The sequence below is a fragment of the Streptomyces sp. NBC_00457 genome (genome assembly GCF_036014015.1).
GTDB lineage: Bacteria > Actinomycetota > Actinomycetes > Streptomycetales > Streptomycetaceae > Streptomyces.
This window is the reverse complement of sequence record NZ_CP107905.1, coordinates 6,992,911-7,011,724: the sequence shown is the minus strand read 5'-3', so window position 1 is coordinate 7,011,724 and position 18,814 is coordinate 6,992,911. Positions and strand designations below refer to the sequence as shown.

Genomic DNA, 18,814 nt, shown 5'->3' with positions numbered 1-18,814 from the left:
TCGATATCGATTGGTTCGGCGCTCGGCGCCCGCCAGTAGTCGTAACCAGTAATCACCTCGTACAACGCTTTCGGCCGTCGACGATGACGAGCCGTCCCAGTCCCTGTCTCGATGTCTCGCCACGAAGTCCCGAAGTCCCGAAGTGGGTATCCCCATGTCTGAAACAGTTCAGGCCACCGCCAAGGCGGCAGCCGACTCCCATTCCAACCGCTGGAAAGCGCTGACATTCATCGCGCTCGCCCAGCTGATGGTCGTGCTCGACGCGACCATCGTGAACATCGCGCTGCCCTCCGCCCAGCAGGACCTGGGCATATCCGACGGCAACCGCCAGTGGGTCATCACGGCGTACGCCCTGGCCTTCGGTGGTCTGCTGCTCTTCGGCGGCCGTATCGCGGACAAGTGGGGCCGCAAGCGCACCTTCGTCGCCGGTCTGATCGGCTTCGCCGCCGCGTCCGCCCTCGGCGGCGCGGCCACGAACGAGGCGACGATGCTCGGTGCCCGCGCCCTGCAGGGTGCCTTCGGCGCGCTGCTCGCGCCCGCCGCGCTCTCCCTGCTCGCCGTGATGTTCACGGAGCCCAAGGAGCGCGCCAAGGCGTTCGGCATCTACGGTGCGATCGCCGGTGGCGGCGGCGCCGTGGGCTTCATCCTCGGCGGCCTGCTCACCGAGTACCTCGACTGGCGCTGGACGTTCTTCGTCAACATCCCGTTCGCGGTCATCGCGGCCGCGGGCGCGTACTTGGTCATCCGTGAACCGTCCGGCAGCCGCAACCGTTCGCCGCTCGACCTCCCGGGCGTCGTCCTGTCCATCCTCGGTCTGGTCACGCTGGTCTACGCCTTCACCCGCGCCGAGTCCGACGGCTGGGGCGACTCCACGACCGTCGGCCTGTTCGTCGCGTCGGTCGTGCTGCTCGCCGCGTTCGTCCTCGTCGAGTCCAAGGTCAAGGCCCCGCTGCTGCCGCTGCGCGTCATCACCGAGCGCAACCGCGGAGGCGTCTACCTCTCCCTGGGCCTCGCGATCATCGCGTTGTTCGGCCTGTTCCTCTTCCTGACCTACTACCTGCAGCTCGTGCTGGGTTACTCGCCGGTCAAGACCGGCCTCGCCTTCCTGCCGTTGATCGGCGGCCTGATGGTGGGCTCCACGCAGATCGGCACCCGCCTGCTGACCCGGGTTCCCCCGCGCCTGCTGATGGCTCCGGGCTTCCTGGTCGCCGCGACCGGCATGCTCATCCTCACCCGGCTGGAGATCGGCACCTCGTACGCCAGTGTCATCCTGCCGGGGCTGGTGCTGCTCGGTCTCGGCATGGGTACGGCGTTCATGCCCGCCCTCTCCCTGTCCACGCACGGTGTCGAGCCGCGTGACTCCGGTGTCGCCTCCGCGATGGTCAACACCTCGCAGCAGGTGGGCGGCGCGATTGGTACGGCCCTGCTGAACACCATCGCCGCCTCCGCGACGACCGCGTACATCAAGGACCACATCGGCGGTGCCGGTTCCCAGGCCCAGCAGCAGCTGGTCCAGCTGGAGGGCCAGGTGCACGGGTACACCAACGCGATCTGGTTCGCCGTCGGCATCCTCGTGCTCGCCGCGACCATCGCCTTCACCTTCATCAACACCGGCAAGCCGGAAGTCGGTCCGGCCTCCGGCGAGGGTGCCGAGGATGAGGCGAAGATCCCCGTGATGGCCCACTGACGGCCCGTACACCGGGTACGCCCGGTACTTCGGGTACTGCGATCACTGCGATCACTTCGGGGTACTTCCCGTACTTCGTGTACGGCGCGGGGTGGGGACGCCTCGCCGTACGCGATGCAGGGTCAGCCCCGGCTCCGAGAGCGACGGAGCCGGGGCTGACCGTATTCGGGCCTCTCTTCCACGACGAAGACGCCGAGTACGCGCGTCGGCTCAGTGACAGCGGCGTCCCCTGCGACCTCGACGTCATCCCCGGCGCCTTCCACGGCTTCGACCTCGTGTTTCCCAAGGCCGAAATCTCGCGGGAGTTCTGGCGCCGGCAGGCACGGGCGCTGAAGGGCGCACTGTGAGACCGACCGAAAATGAAGGCAGACCGACTCCTCACGGCGGCGGCAACGGGATCAGGGGGGAAGGGGTGCTCGGACTCATCTCCGAGCTCGGGGACCTCCTGCTGGACGGCCTCAGCTCGGGCATGTCCGAGAGCGTTTGAAGTACGGCAACACCTCGTCGTACGAACCAGCCCGCAGCTCCCATCGTGGGGCACCTGGTGTGAATGACGACAAGCTCTACCCAGCGCTGGGCGTCAGCGGCGCCCGGTCCTTCCCCGAAGGCGGCCAGTCAGCCGATCGGATGCAACCCGTCCCCGAAGTCGATGCGCGCGAGGTCGGCGCGCGAGACGATGCCGAGCTCGGGGAACACGTTGGCCAGGTGATGAGCCACCGTGCGAGTGCGGGCAAGCAGAGGCGCCGCGTCCAGTCGCCGCAAGATCTCCGCGGCTTCGGCAAGGCGGCGCTGGCAGCCGCCAATGCTCAGCTCCGGGATCACAGGGCCACGATCGCAACGGCCTCCACCTCTTCGACACCGTCGACCGGAGGGCTGCCGGGCCCAGGCTCGTCGATCTGACCGTCCGACCGCTTGGGACTGCGGCATCCCAGCCGGTCGGCGGCCTCGGGCGTGCTGGGCGGAACGCCGTGAGCGAGCGCAAGCCGACAAGACACGTGAATCTCCAGCAGGTCACGATCACGCCGATCGGCAGGCTTCGTGACCGTCAAGGGCGGACCAGCTGACGCGTGATGCCGGCGATCACCGCGGTGGCGAGGATCCAGCCGGCGACGATCAGGCCGTAGGCGACGGTCTGCCCCGGGCCATGCGGACTCCACGCGGTCTCCTGGCCGAGGTTCACCGCCGGCAGCAGGAGATCCAACGTGTAGGCAGCCGGCGAGAAGGGCGGCGGGTTGTCGCGGGCGGCGCTCGGAGGCGTGGCCGTGAAGAACACGGTGCCCGCGGCCAGCAGCACCAGCAGCCAGAGGCCGGCCAGCCATGGTCGGTATCCGTAGCCGACGAGCAGGTCCTGGATCAGGCCCCACGTACGGCCAGGTGGTGCGAGCGTCCTGCGGCGTTCGCGCTGCTTGTGCAGCAGGACACGCCGGGCGTCCTCGTCGTGGCCGATTCGCCGGTAGTGCGCCGCGAGTTGTTCGAGGGGCTGGGGTCGGTAGTCGTTCCGGCCGCGGGAGAGCCAGTCGAGTCGTGCCGGTGCGGGGAGGCGAGGCGCCAGGTCCTCGTATCGCAGACCATCGAGCCTGGTTTCCCGTGGCCAGTGCGCCGGGTCGTCACACAGGCTGTCGACCTGTGCCTGGCGTAGATCCAGCACGGTGAGGCGGGTGTTGTCGAGTCGCAGTTCGCGCTTGATCCCTGCGCCACGTAGGTCGAAATCGCCTTCGATTGCGCACACGGCACGGTCGGCGTTGTACCCGAGGCGGCAGTACATGCCGTTTTCGACATCGAGGCCTCGGGCGAGGACCCCGCGGCGGATGGTGGAGCCGTCCAGCTCCGCGCAGCCCTTGATGTGAGCACCGGGCAACCGTAATTGTCCGTCGAGGACGGCGTCGTGGCAGTAGAAGGCGCCGTCGATCGTGGCGAGATCACCCTGTACCGCGACGCTCGGGGAGGTGAACGTCGAGCCGGAGATTTCCACGTCTCCCGTTCGCGCTCCGTAGAGCGACAGCTTGTCGAGTCGGCAGCCCGCGACCTCCAGTTCCCCGTCGAGAGTGATACGGGCCGCGTTGATGTGGGAGAGGTAGCAGCCGCGCAGCCTGACGCTGCGGGTGGCTGCCTCCGTCAGCAACAGGTTGCCGTCGAACACGCAGTGCTCGAACAGGAGCGAGGTCTGCAGTCGTGCGTTGGCCAGGTCGAGGTCGCCGGAGACCCTGACCCCGCACAGGGTGAATCGGCTGAGCGAGTCCGCGCCGGACACCAGGGCAGCGATCACTACGGCGCGGACCCGACGCTCCTCGCTCCACTGTTCCGCCTCGTTGGGGCCGTAAGCGTCGTCGGTTCGGAAGTCGACCACCATCTCCTGGCGGGCCCTCGCCACGAGGCGCTGCTCGGACTCGGACAGGTTGTCGGGCATGTCCATGGCCGAAGCATGCCCGACGACAACCGAGCCCTCAGCCAGCCGCACGTGTGAGGTAAGCCGCCTTTCAACTGGGGTAGGCAGGCTGGTCGGGGGCCGCCGGGCGGCTAACCGCTCCGCGCGGCGGCAGGTCGTGCGGAAGCAGGTCCCACTGGCAGCGGTGCGGCCCTGGCAGAGGAGCGCGTTGACGATTCCCCGCACTTCGTACCGGCCCTGAGGGCCGCTGACCGAGGGGCGCGCGGCCTTCCACGCGGCGATCACCGGCTCGATCAGCGCCCACGGCTCGTCGGACAGGACGGTCTTGTAGGGCTTGCGCTCGCTCACGGTGTTCAGCCCACAACACCTACCGAATCGCATACCGCCCTCTCAGAACTTTTCGGATCGCCGGGCGCGACCACTTGCCATCGGCCCACGACCACTCTATGGTCATACGAACGTAAGACATACGAACGTAAGCTAAACAAAGGATTCCGTGATGCTGACAACTCGACCGGTAGTGCTCGTGACAGGTGCGTCATCGGGGATCGGCAAGGAGACGGCCCGCGGCTTCGTCGCGGCGGGGTTCGAGGTGATCGGAACCGGCCGCAAGACTTCCGGGCTCACCCCGCCCCCCGGCGTGACGTACCTCGATCTCGACGTGGGCAGTGACTACTCGGCCACCGCCGCCGTCGCAGAGGTGATCGACCGGTTCGGGCGGATCGACGTCCTGGTCAACAACGCCGGGATCGGCGCGTCGGGCGCCGTCGAGGAGAACTCCGTCGCCCAAGCCCAGAGCGTCCTGAACATCAACGTCCTCGGTGTCATCCGCATGACGAAGGCCGTCCTGCCGCACATGCGGGCCCAGGGCGGCGGACGCATCATCAACATCTCGTCCGTCCTCGGGGTCGCCCCCCAGCCCTTCATGGCCCTCTACGTCGCGTCGAAGCACGCCATCGAGGGCTACTCCGAGTCCCTGGACCACGAGGTCCGTGAACACGGCATCCGGGTCCTCATCGTCCAGCCCGCCTACACCAAGACCCCCTTCGAAACCAACGCCGCGCAGCCCGACACCCCGCTGCCCCTGTACGCGGAGCGACGACGCGACTTCGACGAGATGGTCGCGGAGGCGATGGAGAAGGGCGATGACCCCGCCGTCGTCGCCAAGGCGATCGTCACCGCGGCCACCGACAAGAAGCCGAAGCTGCGGTACACCGCCGGCCCGCTGGCCTCACGCGTCACCAAGGCGCGCCGCCTCGTCCCCGCCGGAGCGTTCGACAAGCAGATCCGCAAGAACAACCGCCTGCCCGACTGACACGCCGGTCCGGCTTCGAGGGCGCTGATTCCGCCCGAACCATCTCCGATGTACCCGACATCCCAATGTCTCTGACGTCTCTGATGTCCCCAAAGCCACTGATCAATCGATCAGTTACTCGTTGATTTACCGAGGAGAGTCATGCAGCAGCAAGGTCAGCACACGGTCCGGCGCAGTGCATCGAGCACCCGGCGTTTCGGGAAGGCGAGGAGGAAGGGCGTCATGGCGCTGGCGGTCGCCGCGGCGGCGGGCGTCCTGGTCTCGGCGCCGTCCGCGTCCGCAGGAACGGGACAGACGGGACGCTGGTCCGGCGGATCCGTGGTCACCGACGTACGGACCACGGCGACGTTCGACTACGCCGTCGGCGAGGTCCCCGAGAACATCACCGTCAACCCCGACGGCTCGGTGACCCTGTCCATGCTCGGCAGTTGCGCGGTGTGCGAGCGCACCCATGGGCCGCAGCTGATGCGTATCTCCGCGTCCGGAGAGCGCACCGTGCTCGTCACCGGGCAGGTGGGTGAGGCGATCAGCGGCAACACCCGTGGCAGTGACGGCACCGTCTACTACAGCGTGTGGGCCGCGGGCAACGCGGCCAGGAACGGCGTGTACAAGCTGCTTCCGGACGGCACCCCCCAGCGCATCGCCGCGCTGGCCCCCGACTCGGGCCCCAACGGGCTGGCCATCGATGCGGCCGGACGCACCCTCTACATCGCCGACAGCCTCAAGGGCACCATCTGGTCCGTTCCCGTCGCGGGCGGATCGGTGACCCCGTGGCTGACCGATGCCGCGCTCGCGCCAGTGCCGACCGAAGCCCTGCCGATCGGCGCCAACGGGCTCAGGTTCCACAACGGCGCCCTGTGGGCCACCAACTTCAACAAGGGCACCCTGCTGCAGATCCCGGTCACCCCCACCGGCACGGCCGGCCCCATCCGCCAGGTCACCGGCGGCCTGCCCAACATCGACGACATCAGCTTCCTCACCCCCCGCTCCGACGTGGTCTTCGCGGCGCAGAACGGCTCCTCTTCGCAGAACGGTCCGGACAGGGTCGTGGTCATCTACCCCAACGGCACCTACAAGCCCGTCCTGACCAGCGCGGACGGTCTCACCTCGCCCTCCGCGACCGCGATCCGCGGCGACCGGCTCTACGTCACCAACGGCGGGGTCCCCGAGCCCCACGACCCGAAACTGCAGACCGCCAGGATCAACTTCCCGGCTCTCCTCGCAGGCGCGGCACACTGACCCGACCCGGACGGCAGCCGGGGCGCAAGCCCCGGCTCCCATGGAGGAACGCATCGTGCGGTACACGAAAGAACACAAGCAGCAGACACGGCAGCGGATCATCGCGAAGGCCGGCCGCCGACTCAAGCGCAACGGCATCGACGGCTCCGGAGTTGCCACGCTCATGAGGGACGCCGGCCTGACCCACGGCACCTTCTACGCCTACTTCACATCCAAGGACGAACTCGTCACCACCGCGGTCGCCGACCAGATGCGCGCACAGCACGAGAACATCGTCGCGCAGGCGGCACCCGGCCGTGCCGGACTCGAGCAGATGATCCGCTGGTACTTCTCCCCCGAACAGCGCGACAGCATCGAGGACGGCTGCCCCAACGCCGCCCTGCTCGACGAGATCGGACGCGCCACAGATCCCACCAGGCAGGCGTACACCGAGGGCGCGCTCGTCCTCATCGACGGCTTCGCCGCCCGCCTGGCACCCCACGACCCGCCCTCGGCGCGTCTGAAGGCACTCGGCCTCCTCGGCATGATGGCCGGGACACTGCAACTCTCCCGCGCCCTCACCGACCGGCACCTCGCCGACCAGCTCCTCGAACAAGGCATCCGCAACGCCCTCGCCCTGATAGACGCAGACACCGAACAGCACAACTGATGGGGCCGTGTCTGCCTTCACTGATGAAAGCCCCACGCTCGCCCGTCGCCGCTGCCGCCTCTTTGGATTACGTTCGCAATACCATAGACTGGTGAGTCCGTGAAGGGCAACCAGCCCTTCCGGTCGGCGAAGGAGCGTGTGCTGTGGTCCGGTACGCAAAAGAGCACAAGCAGGAGACGAGGCGGCGGATCATCGAGACGGCGGGCCGCCGGCTCAAGCAGGACGGTATCGACGGCTCCGGGGTCTCGACGCTCATGAAGGACGCGGGGCTGACCAATGGGGCCTTCTACGCCCACTTCGAATCCAAAGACGACCTCGTCACCACGGCAATCGCCGACCAGTTGAAGGTACAGGCCGAGGAGGTCGTCGCGCGGGCTGCTCCTGGCCGTGCCGGACTCGAGCAGATTGTGCGCGGGTACCTGTCGCCCCAGCACCGCGAGAGCCTTGGCGACGGCTGCCCCAACGCCGCGCTGCTCGACGAGATCGGGCGCTGCACCGACACAACCAGGCAGGCGTACACCGACGGCGTGCTGGTCCTCGTCGAGGGCATTGCCGAACGCATGGTGCCCGAGGACCCGTCCTCCGCGCGTGTGAAGGCGCTCAGCCTCCTCGGCCTGATGGCCGGGACACTGCAGCTTTCCCGCGCCTTGACCGACAGTCAACTCGCCGAAGAGCTCCTCGATCAGGGCGTGGACAACGCCCTCGCCCTGCTGGACACCTGGCAGCGCGGCTGACGCACTTCCGCGCGCGGACCGGTCGCCCAGTCCGCATGCGCACCAAGACGATCCGATCCGGGCGGGTCGGCGACACCGGATCGGTGCCGGTTCCAGGCTGAGCGAGGCGTGCGTGGAGCGCCGTACCGAGGGCAGTCGAGGCGACCGCACCGAGGTCTCCGCATCGTCACCCTTCGCGGCTCCTGCTCAGCGGCTGACACTCCCCCGTCACGGTCCACCTGCTTTATGGGACGCCTCGCCCACAGATGGGCGCATTGGGCTTCGGATTTCACAATTGATGATGATATGGGCCGGTCCAATGTTCCGTACTCGAACGGAGAACGCCCCACATGCGCATCCGCACGCTCCTGACCGTAACCGCCATGGCTGCCGCAGCAGTCCTCGGCAGCATTGGCCCGGCCACCGCCGGGGACGAAGAGAACAGCGGCAGCATTGTTCAATCCGCTTCCGGGAATGACCAGCCGGAGCATGTCGGACATGAAGTGCCGAGCTCGTCGCCTGAGCACGGCGTGAATCGAATCGGGGGCATTTCCGACCAACGCGAGATTCCGGCTGCGGAGCGTCCTGACGAAGACGCAGGCGGAGGCCTGCTCAGCAGGCTGTTCGGCTGAGCGAACGCAGAGGCTGAGCCCTCTTGGCCGGTGGAGGGCACAGTGTCAGGCTTCCGTCTCGGCCTGGAGTTGCATGTCGGCCAGTTCCGCTTCGAGGTGGGCCATGGCCTCGCCGCCGGCCATGAGGTCGGTGATCTGCTCCCGGGTGCGTTCGCCCTTGCGGAAGTCGTCGGCCTTCTGGCCTCGGATGAGGACGGCGAAGTGGTCGCCGACCATCATGGCGTGGCGGACGTTGTGGGTGACGAGGATGACGGCTACGCCCTTGGCGCGGGCCTGCATGATGATCCGCAGGACGTGGGCGGCCTCCTTGACGCCGAGGGCGGCGGTGGGCTCGTCGAGGATGAGGACGTTGGCGCCGAAGTAGACGGCACGGGCGATGGCCAGGGCCTGGCGCTCACCGCCGGAGAGGCTGCCCACGAGACGGCCGCCGTCGGTGACGCGGGTGATGCCGAGGGACTGCATCTCTCGTACGGCGATCTCGCCGGCCAGCTTCTTGTCGAACAGCTTGAACGGGCCCCAGCCCTTGGTGGGTTCGGCGCCGACGAAGAAGCAGCGCCCGACGCCCATCAACGGGAAGGTGCCGCCGAACTGGTGCACGGTGGCGATGCCCCGGTCGCTGGCGTCGCGCGGGCTGTCGAAGACGACCGGTTCGCCGTTGATCTCGATCGTGCCGGTGGTGGGCTTGTGGAAGCCGGAGAGGATCTTGATCAGGGTCGACTTGCCGGCGCCGTTGTCGCCGAGCAGGCACAGCACCTTGCCGGGCTCCACCTCGAGGGAGATGTCCTGCAGCGCGTTGGTGCCGAGAAACGACTTGCTGATGCCGGTCAGGCGCAGAAGGGGTGCGGTCATGGTCAGGCCTTCTTCGCGGATCGGGGCTTGTAGGACAGGGCGAGCCGGCGGAAGGTGTTGTTCATCAGGACCGCCGCGAGGATGAGGATGCCGAGGATCAGGCTGGCCCAGTCGGAGTTCCAACCGGTGTAGTAGATGCCCTGGTTGACGATGGCGAACGTCAGCGTGCCCAGTCCGACGCCGACGACCGAGCCGTAGCCGCCGGTGAGCAGCACACCGCCGATGACCACGGCGATGATGGAATTGAAGACGAAGGACTGGCCGTTGGCGACCTGGGCGCCGTTGTAGAGGATCGTCTGGATCACGCCGACCAGGGCGGCACCCAAACCGCTGGCCATGTACAGGGCGATCTTCACCCGGGCGACCGGGATGCCCGTGGCGCGGGCGCTCTCCTTGTCGCCGCCGATGGCGAAGATCCAGTTGCCGTACTTCATCATCGTCAGCAGCACCGTGACGAGAACCGCGATGCCGATCCACCAGAAGATCGCCACCTCGAACTGACCGCCGATCAGCTGCCCGAACAGCGACTTCGACAGCGGGTCGGGGTTGATGGGGACGCTCGTGGTGCCGGTCGTGACGCGGGACAGGCCAAGAGTGAGACCGGCCAGACCGGACAGCGTGGCCAGCGTGACGATCAGTGAGTGGACGTTGGTGCGCGTGACGATGATCCCGTTGAGCAGGCCGACCAGCAGCCCGAGCCCGAGCGCGCACAGGATGCCGACGGTCATCGGGGCGCCCCAGTGGCCGGAGACGATGGCCAGCGTCATGGAGCTGCCGGCCAGTACCGAGCCCACGGACACGTCGAGTTCACCGGCGATCATCAGCAGCCCGACGGGGATGGCGATGATGCCGAGCTCGGCGGCGATGTTCAGCCAGCTCGCCGCGCCCGCCGGGGCCAGGAACTTCTCGCCGCCGAAGATCGCGAAGAAGACGAAGACACTGATCGTTCCGATGAGCGCGCCGACCTCGGGGCGGTGGCGCAGTTGCCCCAAGGGGCTCTCGGACTGCTTCGGCACGGCGACGGCGGGCTCTTTCCCGGCCGTCGTTCCGGTAAGTGAGGTTGTCATCGGGCTGTGTCACCTTCGTGGATCGGGAGGGATCAGCGGACGCCGGCCTTGGCACCCGCGATCGCCGCGTCGACGTTGTCGGCGGTGACCAGGAGCGGGCCGGTCAGGATCGGGTTCTGCGGCGGGAGTACGCCGTAGGACAGGTACTGGTTGGCGATCGACACGACGTAGAAGCCCTGCAGGTACGGCTGCTGGTCGATGGCGAACATCTGGTCGCCGGCCTTGATCCGGTCGAGCTGGCTCTGCGAGAGGTCGAAGGTGCCCAGCTTGATCTTGTCGCCGGCGCCGGCCTGCTTGATCGCGGCGGCGGCGCTGTCGGCGTCCCCGACGCCGATCGTCACCACGGCGTCGATGCTGCCGTCCTTCAGCAGCGCGCCCTTGATCGCCTGGGTGACGGCGGACGGGTTGCCGAAGTTGGAGGAGGGCAGGGGGAGTTGCTTCGAAGCGGCGCCCTTGCTCGTGGCGCCGTCCTTGATGCCCTTGCAGCGGGCCTCCTGGTTGGCGGAGCCCGGGGACGGTGTTGACGCACAGGATGTTCTTGGCGCCCTCTTCGGCGAATTTCGCGCCGCCCGCCTTGCCGGCCTCGTAGTCGTCCGACCCGATGTACTTCACCGCGCCGACCCGCTTGGCCGCTTCGATGCCGCCCGAGTTGTAGATGAACACCGGGATGCCCTTGGCGATGGCCTGCTTGATCGCGGAGTCCTGGTTCTCGGGCACCCAGTCCGGTACGAGGATCGCCGACGGGTTCTGCGAGATGGCGGTCAGCGTCAGCTTGGCGACATCCGGGCCGAGGTTGTCGTAGTTCTGCGGACCGAGGTAGGTGACCTTGCCGCCGCCCGCCTTCACCAGCTTCGTCGCGTCCTCGACACCGCGCTTGACCGCGGAGAAGAACGGGTCGTCGGACTTGCCGCCGATGACGTAGATGCTGTTCTTGCCGTTGCTCTTCGTGCCGGACGTCGTTCCGCCCTCGGCCGGCGCCGTCGACTGCCCCGATGTATCGCCGGTGGCCTTACCGCTGGCGCACCCGGTCAGCGCGGCCGCCGTCACGGCAAGCAGGCTCACCAAGGTCAGGCCGCTTCTGGAGAGACGACGGCCGGACTGCCGCCGGATCTGGGTGCGTTCCATGTGCGGGTGCTCCTTCATGTGGTGCCGATTGAGGGCGTGAGCGGGACCAGGCATGTCTCGGGGCGCGGGGTGCTGGGACAACTCGTTGCGGCGGTGTCCGGTACCCGGCACGGCAACGCTCGATCGAGGTGTGAGCGTGGATTCAGCGAGCTCTTTAAATCGCTTTAAGTCCTAAGCGGTGCGCAGAGCATGCTTGCGTTTCGGGAATGTGTCAAGAGTTCGCTCACGAGTGCACGCTGCGGCGTGCGCCTGTCGCATAAAAGTGCATCAGCCACATATGTGCTGCCCGGAGGCCTGGTTCAGGCCTTCCACGCCACGCACAGCGGCCAGACGACTCGACGGCTCGGCGGGATCAGCGCGGTCGGCTCGTGGTCGCCCGTACGACCAGCGAGGGAGCGAGGACGATCTCCCGAGGTGCCGTGCGCCCCTGGTCGAGGCGTTCGACGGCGGCCGTGACGGCCTGCCGGGCCTGCTCCTCGGCGTTCTGGCTGACGGTGGTGAGGTTGAAGCAGCTCAGCCGGGACAGGGTGTCGTCGTCGTAGCCCGCGACGGACACGGCGCCGGGGACGTCGACCCCGGCCCCCCGCAGGGCCGTGAGCAGCCCGATGGCGCTCCGGTCGTTGAACGCGACAACCGCGGTCGGTAGGTCGCCGCCGAGGAGATGCCGCCCGGCCTTCTCGCCGGCCTCCTCGGTGAGGTCCCCGTGCAGGACCCTGATCCGCTCGTCGAGACCGTGACGGCGCATGGCGGCCCGGTAGCCGCGGCGCCGGTCGGTGGCGATGACGCCCTTGCCGCCGTCGACGTACGCGATCGCGCGGTGACCGAGACCCACCAGGTGGTCGACGACCTGGCCTACTCCGTCGTCGTCGGCGCTGCGGACGACGTCGAGGTCGGCGCCGGTGATCCTGCGCCCCACCGAGATGACGGGCGCCCTGCGGTCGAGGTCGGCGAGGACGGAGGCGGGCGCCACCGGGCCGAGCAGGATCAGGGCTTCGCAGCGGAAGGCGAGGAGCGTCTCGACGGCCGTGCTCTCGTCGCGGGTCCGGGTCTGGGTACTCAGGACCAGGTCGTATCCGACGCCCTCGGCGGCTGTGTGGAGATGCTCGACCAGCTCGGCCTGGAAGGCGCTGTGGACGTCGATCATGACTCCGAGCAGCCTGCTGCGCCTGCTGGCCAGGGCGCTGGCCGTGCGGTCGGGACGGTAGCCCAGCTCGGCGGCGGCTTTCAGCACGCGCTGCCGGGTGCGCTCGCTGGGGCCGGGGATGTTGCGCAGCACCAGCGACACCGACGCCGTCGACAAGCCGACGCGCGCGGCGACATCCTCCAGCCGGGGACGCGCAGCCCCGCCGTTGCCGCCCACGGGGCCGCCGGAGCCGAGCTCTTCCACACGACCTCCATGGTTCTGCCGGTTCTGCCGGTTCTGCTGAATCTGCGGTAACAGCCTTGACATCTATCTGTGACGCCGCTGATAGTACCAGGGTTTAAAGCGTTTTAATTCATTGCCTGGCCGGCCACCGGAGGGGAATCACCATGGACACAACACCGATCAGGGTGGCGGTCATCGGGGCCGGAATGGCGGGCCGAGCCCACCTCAACGGCTACCGGCAGGCCGCGACCCTGTACGGCGCAGGACTGCCCGAGGTCCGCCTGGTCGCCGTAGCCGATGCTCACGAGCCCTTCGCCCGGGACGCCGCCCGCCGCTACGGCTACGAGCGGGCCGAGACCGACTGGCGGGCGATCGTCGAGGCCGAGGACATCGACGCGGTCAGCGTCGTGGTCGCCAACCATCTGCACCGCGAGATCGTCGAGGCGCTGCTGGCGGCGGGCAAGCACGTGCTGTGCGAGAAGCCCCTCGCACCGTCCGTGGCCGACGCCCAGGCCATGGTGAAGGCCGCCGAGAACACCGGCCTGGTGGCCGCGACCGGCTTCACCTTCCGCCGCTCCCCCGCCGTCAACGCCATCCGGCAGCAGGTGCTGGAGGGCTCGCTCGGCCCCGTGCAGCACTTCAACGGGCACTACTGGTGCGACTACGGACACGACCCCGACGCCCCCATCAGCTGGCGCTACCGTGGCGGGCCCGGTTCCGGCGCGCTGTCCGACGTCGGCAGTCACCTCATCGATCTCGGCGAGTACTTCTGCGGGCCGGTGCGCAGCGTGCAGGGTGCGGTGCTGTCCATACAGGTCCGCGAGCGGCCGACACCCCTGGGCACCACAGTGGGGCACTCGGCGAACGTGCAGGTGAGCCAGGAGCGGCAGCCGGTGGAGAACGAGGACCTCGCCACCTTCACCGCGACGTTCGCCTCCGGCGCCGTCGGCACCTTCTCCGTCTCGCGCATCGCCCGCAGGCTGGCCAACTCCCTTGGTTTCGAGGTGTTCACGAGGGGCGGTGCGGCGACCTTCGAACTGTCACGGCCCGCGGAGTTCACCATCGCCGACGCGGCGGCCTCCGCCCCCGTGGACGGCTACCGGCGCGTGGTGGTCGGCCCCGGCCACCCCTACATCGCCGGTGGCCTGCCCATGGACTTCCCCAGCGTGGGCCACGGCCAGCACGAGTTCTTCGTCTGGCAGGCCCGCGCCTTCCTGGAGCAGATCGCGGGCCTGGACCGCCTTCCCCCGTGCCCCACCCTCGCCGACGGGCTGCACAACCTGCGCGTCATCGACGCGGTCGTGGCCTCCGCCGATGCCGACGGCAAGGCAGTCACCGTCCAGTAGCCCGCGAAACCTCGTAGCAACAACCTATTGACATGACATTCGGACGGAGTCATCGTTCTCGACTAGAGCGCGCTATTCAAGCGCTTCAAGCTTGTCTGCTCGAAGGGAAGCCAGCTGTGATGCCGTTCGAAGTGCTGACCATGGGCCGCGTCGGAGTGGATGTGTATCCGCTCCAGACAGGCGTGGGGCTGGCCGAGGTCACCTCGTTCGGCAAGTACCTCGGCGGCAGCCCCACCAATGTCGCCGTCGCCGCCGCCCGCTACGGGCGTACCGCTGCCGTGATCACCAAGACGGGCCGGGACCCGTTCGGGGACTTCGTCCGTACGGCGCTGGAGGGCTACGGCGTCGACAGCCGCTTCGTCGGTACGTCGGGCCTCGCGCCCACCCCGGTGACGTTCTGCGAGATCTTCCCGCCGGACGACTTCCCACTGTACTTCTACCGCCTGCCCAAGGCCCCCGACCTGGACATCGCTCCGGGCGAGCTGGACCTGGACGCGGTGCGGGAAGCGTCGGTCTTCTGGATCACCGGGACGGGGCTGAGCGAGGAGCCGAGCCGCTCGGCGACGCTCGCCGCGCTGGCCCACCGGGCGAAGGCGGGGACGACGGTGTTCGACCTCGACTGGCGGCCGATGTTCTGGGGTGATCCGGCGCAGGCGCGCGACTACTACGCCGAGGCTCTCCGCCACACCACCGTCGCCGTCGGCAACCTCGACGAGTGCGAGGTGGCCACCGGTGAGCGTGAGCCGTATGCCGCCGCGAAGGCACTGCTCGCCGCCGGGGTGGAGCTGGCGGTGGTGAAGCAGGGGCCGAAGGGCGTGCTGGCGATGGACCGGGACGGTTCGACGGCCGAGATCCCGCCGGTGCCGGTGGACGTGGTCAACGGGCTGGGCGCCGGTGACGCCTTCGGCGGGGCGCTGTGCCACGGGCTGCTGTCCGGCTGGGAGACCCGCCGCACGGTGTCCTTCGCCAACGCCGCCGGCGCCATCGTCGCGGGCCGGCTGTCCTGCTCCGACGCGATGCCGACGGAGGCCGAGGTCGAGGCCAAGCTCCGTGAAGCATCCCTCGCCTCCCCCGATGGCTCCTCCGAACGAAAGGCGTGACGACGTGCTGTCCGACAACGTGAGCCGGATCGTGGACGCCCGGGTGAGCGACCCCGGCGCCATCGCGGCCGCTGCCGCGCGCCGCGTGAAGGCGGCCTCGCTGCTCGGCGAGCACGGCAAGGCGATGATCATCGCCGCCGACCATCCGGCGCGCGGCGCGAACGGCGTGGGCGGTGACCCGTCCGCCATGGCCGACCGCTTCGAGTTGCTGGACCGGCTGTGCGTGGCGCTGGAGCGGCCGGGTGTGACCGGGGTGCTGGCCACCGCCGACATCCTGGAGGACCTGCTGCTGCTCGGCGTCCTGGACGGCAAGAGCGTCTTCGGGTCGATGAACCGGGCCGGTCTCGCGGGTTCGGTGTTCGAGATCGACGACCGGTTCACCGGCTACGACGCCGCCACGATCGCCGCGATGGGCTTCGACGGCGGCAAGATGCTCACCCGTATCGCCCTGGGCGACCCTGCGACTCCGTCCGCCCTGGAGAACAGCGCCCGCGCCGTGGACGAGCTGAATGGCCGTCAACTCATCGCCCTGGTCGAGCCGTTCATATCGGTGTGGCAGGACGGGAAGATCCGTAACGACCTCTCCACCGACGCCGTCATCAAGTCGGTCAGCATCGCCTCGGGGCTGGGTCGCCGTACCGCCTACACCTGGCTGAAGCTGCCGGTCGTCCCGGATATGGAGCGCGTGCTGGCCTCCTCCACGCTGCCCGCGCTGCTGCTGGGCGGCGAGGTCAAGGACGCCGACGCCGCGTTCGCGTCCTGGGGCAAGGCGCTCAAGCAGCCCACCGCGCAGGGTCTGGTCGTGGGCCGGTCCCTGCTCTATCCCGCGAGCGGCGACGTCGTCGGCGCGGTGAACCGGGCGGTGAGTCTGCTGTGACCTCGTCCACCGTCACCACGGACGGCACGGCCTTCGAACTCGTCGGGCGGTCGGGCGTGTTCGACTCCGTCACCGACTTCGCGTACCTCCCCCGCGCGTCGGGGGCCCTGATCGGCAGCGCATCCGGTGGGAGGTTCGCGCTGCCCTCCGCCCGTACCGAGCAGGGAGGTCACTCGGCTCGGTACGGGCGCAAGGAGGACGTCCCCGTCGAGCTGCGCGGCGCCGGGGTGTGTTCCCGGCAGGTCAACAACTACTGCCTGCCCGGCACCTTCGACGCCGAGCAGCTGCTGGTGTGCGAGGTGCGCACGCCCGGCGGCAACTGGTCGGCGTATCCACCGCACAAGCACGACGAGGCACGGCCCGGCGACACCGTGCCGGTCCCGCACGGCCGGCACGGACCGTCGATCGCCGCGCCCGGCTACGACCTCTACCACCTCGACGTCATGGCCGGTCCGGGCCAGGACCGCGCCCGGCTGATCTGCGACGACCCCGCCCACGGCTGGGTGCGCTCCACCTGGGACGCGCAGGACATCGACGACAGGCTTCCCTTCGAAGGACTCGGCGAGCGATGAACACCATCCGACTGACCACCGCTCAGGCCCTGGTGCGCTTCCTGGCGAACCAGTACAGCGAGCGCGACGGCCAGGAGCAGCGGCTGATCCCCGGCATGTGGGGCATCTTCGGGCACGGCAACGTGGCCGGGATCGGGCAGGCTTTGCTGCAGGCCGCCGTCACTCAAGAGGCCGATCTCCCTTACTACCTGGCCCGTAACGAACAGGGCATGGTGCACGCGTCGGTGGCGTACGCGAAGATGCGTGACCGGCTGGCGGCCTTCGCCTGCACGGCCTCCACCGGCCCCGGCTCCACGAACATGATCACCGGTGCGGCCCTGGCGACCACCAACCGGCTGCCGGTCCTGCTGCTGCCGTCCGACATGTTCGCCACCCGCGCCGCCGACCCGGTGCTCCAGCAGTTGGAGGACACCCGCGGCGGGGACGTCACGGTCAACGACGCCTTCCGCGCCGTATCGAAGTACTTCGACCGCGTCTCGCGCCCCGAACAGCTCATCCCGGCCGCGCTGGCCGCGATGCGGGTGCTGACCGACCCGGTGGAGACGGGTGCCGTGACGCTCGCGCTGCCGCAGGACGTGCAGGCGGAGGCGTACGACTGGCCGGCCGACTTCTTCCGGCGCCGGGTGTGGCATGTGGGCCGTCCGGTGCCGGAACCCAGCGCCGTGGAGCGGGCCGCGCGCCTGCTGCGGGGCGCGAAGAAGCCGCTGATCGTGGCGGGCGGCGGGGCTGTGTACTCCGGCGCCGAGACCGCCCTGCGGGCCTTCGCCGAGGCCACCGGTATCCCGGTCGCGGACACGCACGCGGGCAAGGGCGCCGTGGCCTGGGACCATCCCCGCGCGGTCGGCGGCATCGGCTCCACGGGCTCGTATGCGGCGAACGAACTGGCGCGCGAGGCGGACGTCGTCCTCGGCATCGGCACCCGGTACTCCGACTTCACCACCGCCAGCCACACCGTCTTCGGCAACCCGGACGTCGCCTTCGTCAACCTCAACGTCGCCCGCCTCGACGCCGTGAAGCACTCGGCGGAGCCGCTGGTCTCGGATGCCCGCCTCGGCGTCGAAGCGCTGGCGGGGGCGCTCGCAGACTGGGAAGTGGACCAGGAGTACCGCGACCGCACCCGCCAACTCATCGCCCGTACACGGGAGATCGAGGAAGAGTGCTTCGCACCCGACCGCAACACCGGCGAGTTCCCCGCCCAGACCCAGATCCTCGGCGCGCTCAACGACGTACTCGACGACCGGGCCGTGGTCATCAACGCGGCGGGCTCCATGCCGGGTGACCTGCAACAGCTGTGGCGGGCGCGGGATCCGAAGGCATACCACGTCGAGTACGCCTACTCCTGCATGGGTTACGAGGTCGCCGCCGGTCTCGGTGCGAAGATGGCCGACCCGTCGCGCGAGGTCGTCGTCCTGGTCGGTGACGGCTCGTATCTGATGATGGCTCAGGAGATCGTGACCATGGTCTCCGAGGGCCTGAAGGTCATCATCGTCCTGGTCCAGAACCACGGCTTCGCCTCGATCGGCGCCCTGTCGGAGTCGCTCGGCTCGCAGCGCTTCGGCACCAAGTACCGCTTCCGCGACGGGGATTCGGGCCGACTCGACGGTGGTGTCCTCCCGGTCGACCTCGCCGCGAACGCCTCCTCGCTCGGCGCGGACGTCCTGCACGCCACCAGCGTCGACGAGTTCCGCAGCGTGATGGAGAAGGCCAAGGCCGCCCAGTACACCACCGTCGTGCACGTCGAGACCGACCTCTACGGCCCCAATCCGCCCGGCCACGGCTGGTGGGACGTCCCCGTCAGCCAGACCTCCGCCCTGGACTCCACCCGCGCCGCGTACGAGACGTACGCCGCGAACAAGCTCAACCAGCGGCACTACCTGTAAGGACACCCTCA

At 68.8% G+C, this 18,814-nt stretch carries 17 protein-coding genes and 2 pseudogenes; 12 read left to right on the top strand and 7 right to left on the bottom strand.

Translation table 11 applies throughout. The features are described from left to right. The first annotated feature begins 154 nt into the window (after positions 1-154). Together OG828_RS31995 and OG828_RS31990 are read left to right on the top strand one after the other, a co-directional pair. Entirely contained in the window at positions 155-1,687 is a 1,533-nt protein-coding gene (locus tag OG828_RS31995) for an MFS transporter (protein ID WP_328503102.1), read from the top strand. A 77-nt stretch (positions 1,688-1,764) separates the two neighbouring features. Next, a complete protein-coding gene (locus OG828_RS31990; protein ID WP_328440556.1) occupies positions 1,765-2,034 on the top strand; it encodes a hypothetical protein in 270 nt (89 codons plus the stop codon). Between the two features lie 268 nt (positions 2,035-2,302). Here the strand turns inward: OG828_RS31990 and OG828_RS31985 are convergent, their stop codons facing one another. Both OG828_RS31985 and OG828_RS31980 read right to left on the bottom strand, forming a co-directional pair. Continuing rightward, complete coding sequence (locus OG828_RS31985; RefSeq protein WP_328364331.1) at positions 2,303-2,509, bottom strand: hypothetical protein; 207 nt, start codon at positions 2,507-2,509, stop codon at positions 2,303-2,305. A 223-nt stretch (positions 2,510-2,732) separates the two neighbouring features. After that, a complete protein-coding gene (locus OG828_RS31980) occupies positions 2,733-4,421 on the bottom strand; it encodes a hypothetical protein (RefSeq protein ID WP_328503101.1) in 1,689 nt (562 codons plus the stop codon). A 151-nt stretch (positions 4,422-4,572) separates the two neighbouring features. On the opposite strand from OG828_RS31980, the gene OG828_RS31975 reads away from it, so the two are divergent. The 5 genes from OG828_RS31975 (at position 4,573) to OG828_RS31955 (ending at position 8,621) form a co-directional block, all read left to right on the top strand. After that, positions 4,573-5,388 (top strand): oxidoreductase, encoded by an 816-nt coding sequence (locus OG828_RS31975; RefSeq protein ID WP_328503100.1) that lies wholly within the window; start codon positions 4,573-4,575, stop codon positions 5,386-5,388. A gap of 141 nt (positions 5,389-5,529) precedes the next feature. Then, positions 5,530-6,627: an SMP-30/gluconolactonase/LRE family protein gene (locus tag OG828_RS31970; RefSeq protein ID WP_328503099.1), complete on the top strand. Its 1,098-nt coding sequence runs from the start codon at positions 5,530-5,532 to the stop codon at positions 6,625-6,627. Positions 6,628-6,679: 52 nt separating this feature from the next. Further along, on the top strand, positions 6,680-7,276 hold the full coding sequence (locus OG828_RS31965; protein ID WP_328504977.1) for a TetR/AcrR family transcriptional regulator: 597 nt from the start codon (positions 6,680-6,682) through the stop codon (positions 7,274-7,276). A gap of 143 nt (positions 7,277-7,419) precedes the next feature. Further along, positions 7,420-8,010 carry a TetR/AcrR family transcriptional regulator gene (locus tag OG828_RS31960; RefSeq protein ID WP_328440550.1) on the top strand — a complete coding sequence of 197 codons (591 nt, stop codon included), beginning with the start codon at positions 7,420-7,422 and terminating at the stop codon, positions 8,008-8,010. 329 nt (positions 8,011-8,339) lie between these two features. Then, on the top strand, positions 8,340-8,621 hold the full coding sequence (locus tag OG828_RS31955) for a hypothetical protein (RefSeq protein ID WP_328364321.1): 282 nt from the start codon (positions 8,340-8,342) through the stop codon (positions 8,619-8,621). Positions 8,622-8,666: 45 nt separating this feature from the next. Here the strand turns inward: OG828_RS31955 and OG828_RS31950 are convergent, their stop codons facing one another. The 5 genes and pseudogenes from OG828_RS31950 to OG828_RS31935 all read right to left on the bottom strand — a co-directional run bounded on the left by OG828_RS31950 (position 8,667) and on the right by OG828_RS31935 (position 13,049). Next, positions 8,667-9,470 (bottom strand): ATP-binding cassette domain-containing protein, encoded by an 804-nt coding sequence (locus tag OG828_RS31950; protein WP_328364319.1) that lies wholly within the window; start codon positions 9,468-9,470, stop codon positions 8,667-8,669. 2 nt (positions 9,471-9,472) lie between these two features. Further along, a complete protein-coding gene (locus tag OG828_RS31945; RefSeq protein ID WP_328503098.1) occupies positions 9,473-10,537 on the bottom strand; it encodes an ABC transporter permease in 1,065 nt (354 codons plus the stop codon). A gap of 32 nt (positions 10,538-10,569) precedes the next feature. Continuing rightward, on the bottom strand, positions 10,570-11,013 hold the full coding sequence (locus tag OG828_RS31940) for a substrate-binding domain-containing protein (RefSeq protein WP_328504976.1): 444 nt from the start codon (positions 11,011-11,013) through the stop codon (positions 10,570-10,572). A 106-nt stretch (positions 11,014-11,119) separates the two neighbouring features. After that, positions 11,120-11,662: pseudogene (locus OG828_RS49630) on the bottom strand (substrate-binding domain-containing protein); the annotation flags it as partial. 352 nt (positions 11,663-12,014) lie between these two features. After that, complete coding sequence (locus tag OG828_RS31935; RefSeq protein WP_328503097.1) at positions 12,015-13,049, bottom strand: LacI family DNA-binding transcriptional regulator; 1,035 nt, start codon at positions 13,047-13,049, stop codon at positions 12,015-12,017. Between the two features lie 143 nt (positions 13,050-13,192). Between OG828_RS31935 and OG828_RS31930 the strand changes: the two genes are divergently transcribed. From OG828_RS31930 to iolD, 5 genes and pseudogenes are all read left to right on the top strand, one after another. After that, complete coding sequence (locus OG828_RS31930) at positions 13,193-14,374, top strand: Gfo/Idh/MocA family protein (RefSeq protein ID WP_328503096.1); 1,182 nt, start codon at positions 13,193-13,195, stop codon at positions 14,372-14,374. Between the two features lie 119 nt (positions 14,375-14,493). Next, the gene (gene iolC, locus OG828_RS31925) at positions 14,494-15,474 is read left to right on the top strand and encodes a 5-dehydro-2-deoxygluconokinase (protein ID WP_328503095.1); all 981 of its coding nucleotides are present in this window, start codon (positions 14,494-14,496) and stop codon (positions 15,472-15,474) included. Then, a complete protein-coding gene (locus OG828_RS31920; protein ID WP_443062450.1) occupies positions 15,449-16,351 on the top strand; it encodes a Cgl0159 family (beta/alpha)8-fold protein in 903 nt (300 codons plus the stop codon). The genes iolC and OG828_RS31920 overlap by 26 nt, the downstream gene beginning before the upstream one ends. A 2-nt stretch (positions 16,352-16,353) precedes the next feature. Next, positions 16,354-16,923 (top strand): annotated as a pseudogene (locus tag OG828_RS31915) (5-deoxy-glucuronate isomerase); the annotation flags it as partial. Continuing rightward, positions 16,920-18,803 carry a 3D-(3,5/4)-trihydroxycyclohexane-1,2-dione acylhydrolase (decyclizing) gene (gene iolD, locus OG828_RS31910; protein WP_328503093.1) on the top strand — a complete coding sequence of 628 codons (1,884 nt, stop codon included), beginning with the start codon at positions 16,920-16,922 and terminating at the stop codon, positions 18,801-18,803. The pseudogene OG828_RS31915 and the gene iolD, both read left to right, overlap by 4 nt. The last annotated feature ends 11 nt before the right edge of the window (positions 18,804-18,814 follow it).

Bases quoted from the DNA above. Each gene is read 5' to 3' on its own strand.
- OG828_RS31950 (WP_328364319.1), bottom strand. From the start codon at position 9,470: ATGACCGCACCCCTTCTGCGCCTGACCGGCATCAGCAAGTCGTTTCTC.
- iolC (WP_328503095.1), top strand. From the start codon at position 14,494: ATGCCGTTCGAAGTGCTGACCATGGGCCGCGTCGGAGTGGATGTGTAT.
- OG828_RS31970 (WP_328503099.1), top strand. From the start codon at position 5,530: ATGCAGCAGCAAGGTCAGCACACGGTCCGGCGCAGTGCATCGAGCACC.
- OG828_RS31920 (WP_443062450.1), top strand. From the start codon at position 15,449: ATGGCTCCTCCGAACGAAAGGCGTGACGACGTGCTGTCCGACAACGTG.
- OG828_RS31945 (WP_328503098.1), bottom strand. From the start codon at position 10,537: ATGACAACCTCACTTACCGGAACGACGGCCGGGAAAGAGCCCGCCGTC.
- iolD (WP_328503093.1), top strand. From the start codon at position 16,920: ATGAACACCATCCGACTGACCACCGCTCAGGCCCTGGTGCGCTTCCTG.
- OG828_RS31930 (WP_328503096.1), top strand. From the start codon at position 13,193: ATGGACACAACACCGATCAGGGTGGCGGTCATCGGGGCCGGAATGGCG.
- OG828_RS31955 (WP_328364321.1), top strand. From the start codon at position 8,340: ATGCGCATCCGCACGCTCCTGACCGTAACCGCCATGGCTGCCGCAGCA.
- OG828_RS31995 (WP_328503102.1), top strand. From the start codon at position 155: ATGTCTGAAACAGTTCAGGCCACCGCCAAGGCGGCAGCCGACTCCCAT.
- OG828_RS31975 (WP_328503100.1), top strand. From the start codon at position 4,573: ATGCTGACAACTCGACCGGTAGTGCTCGTGACAGGTGCGTCATCGGGG.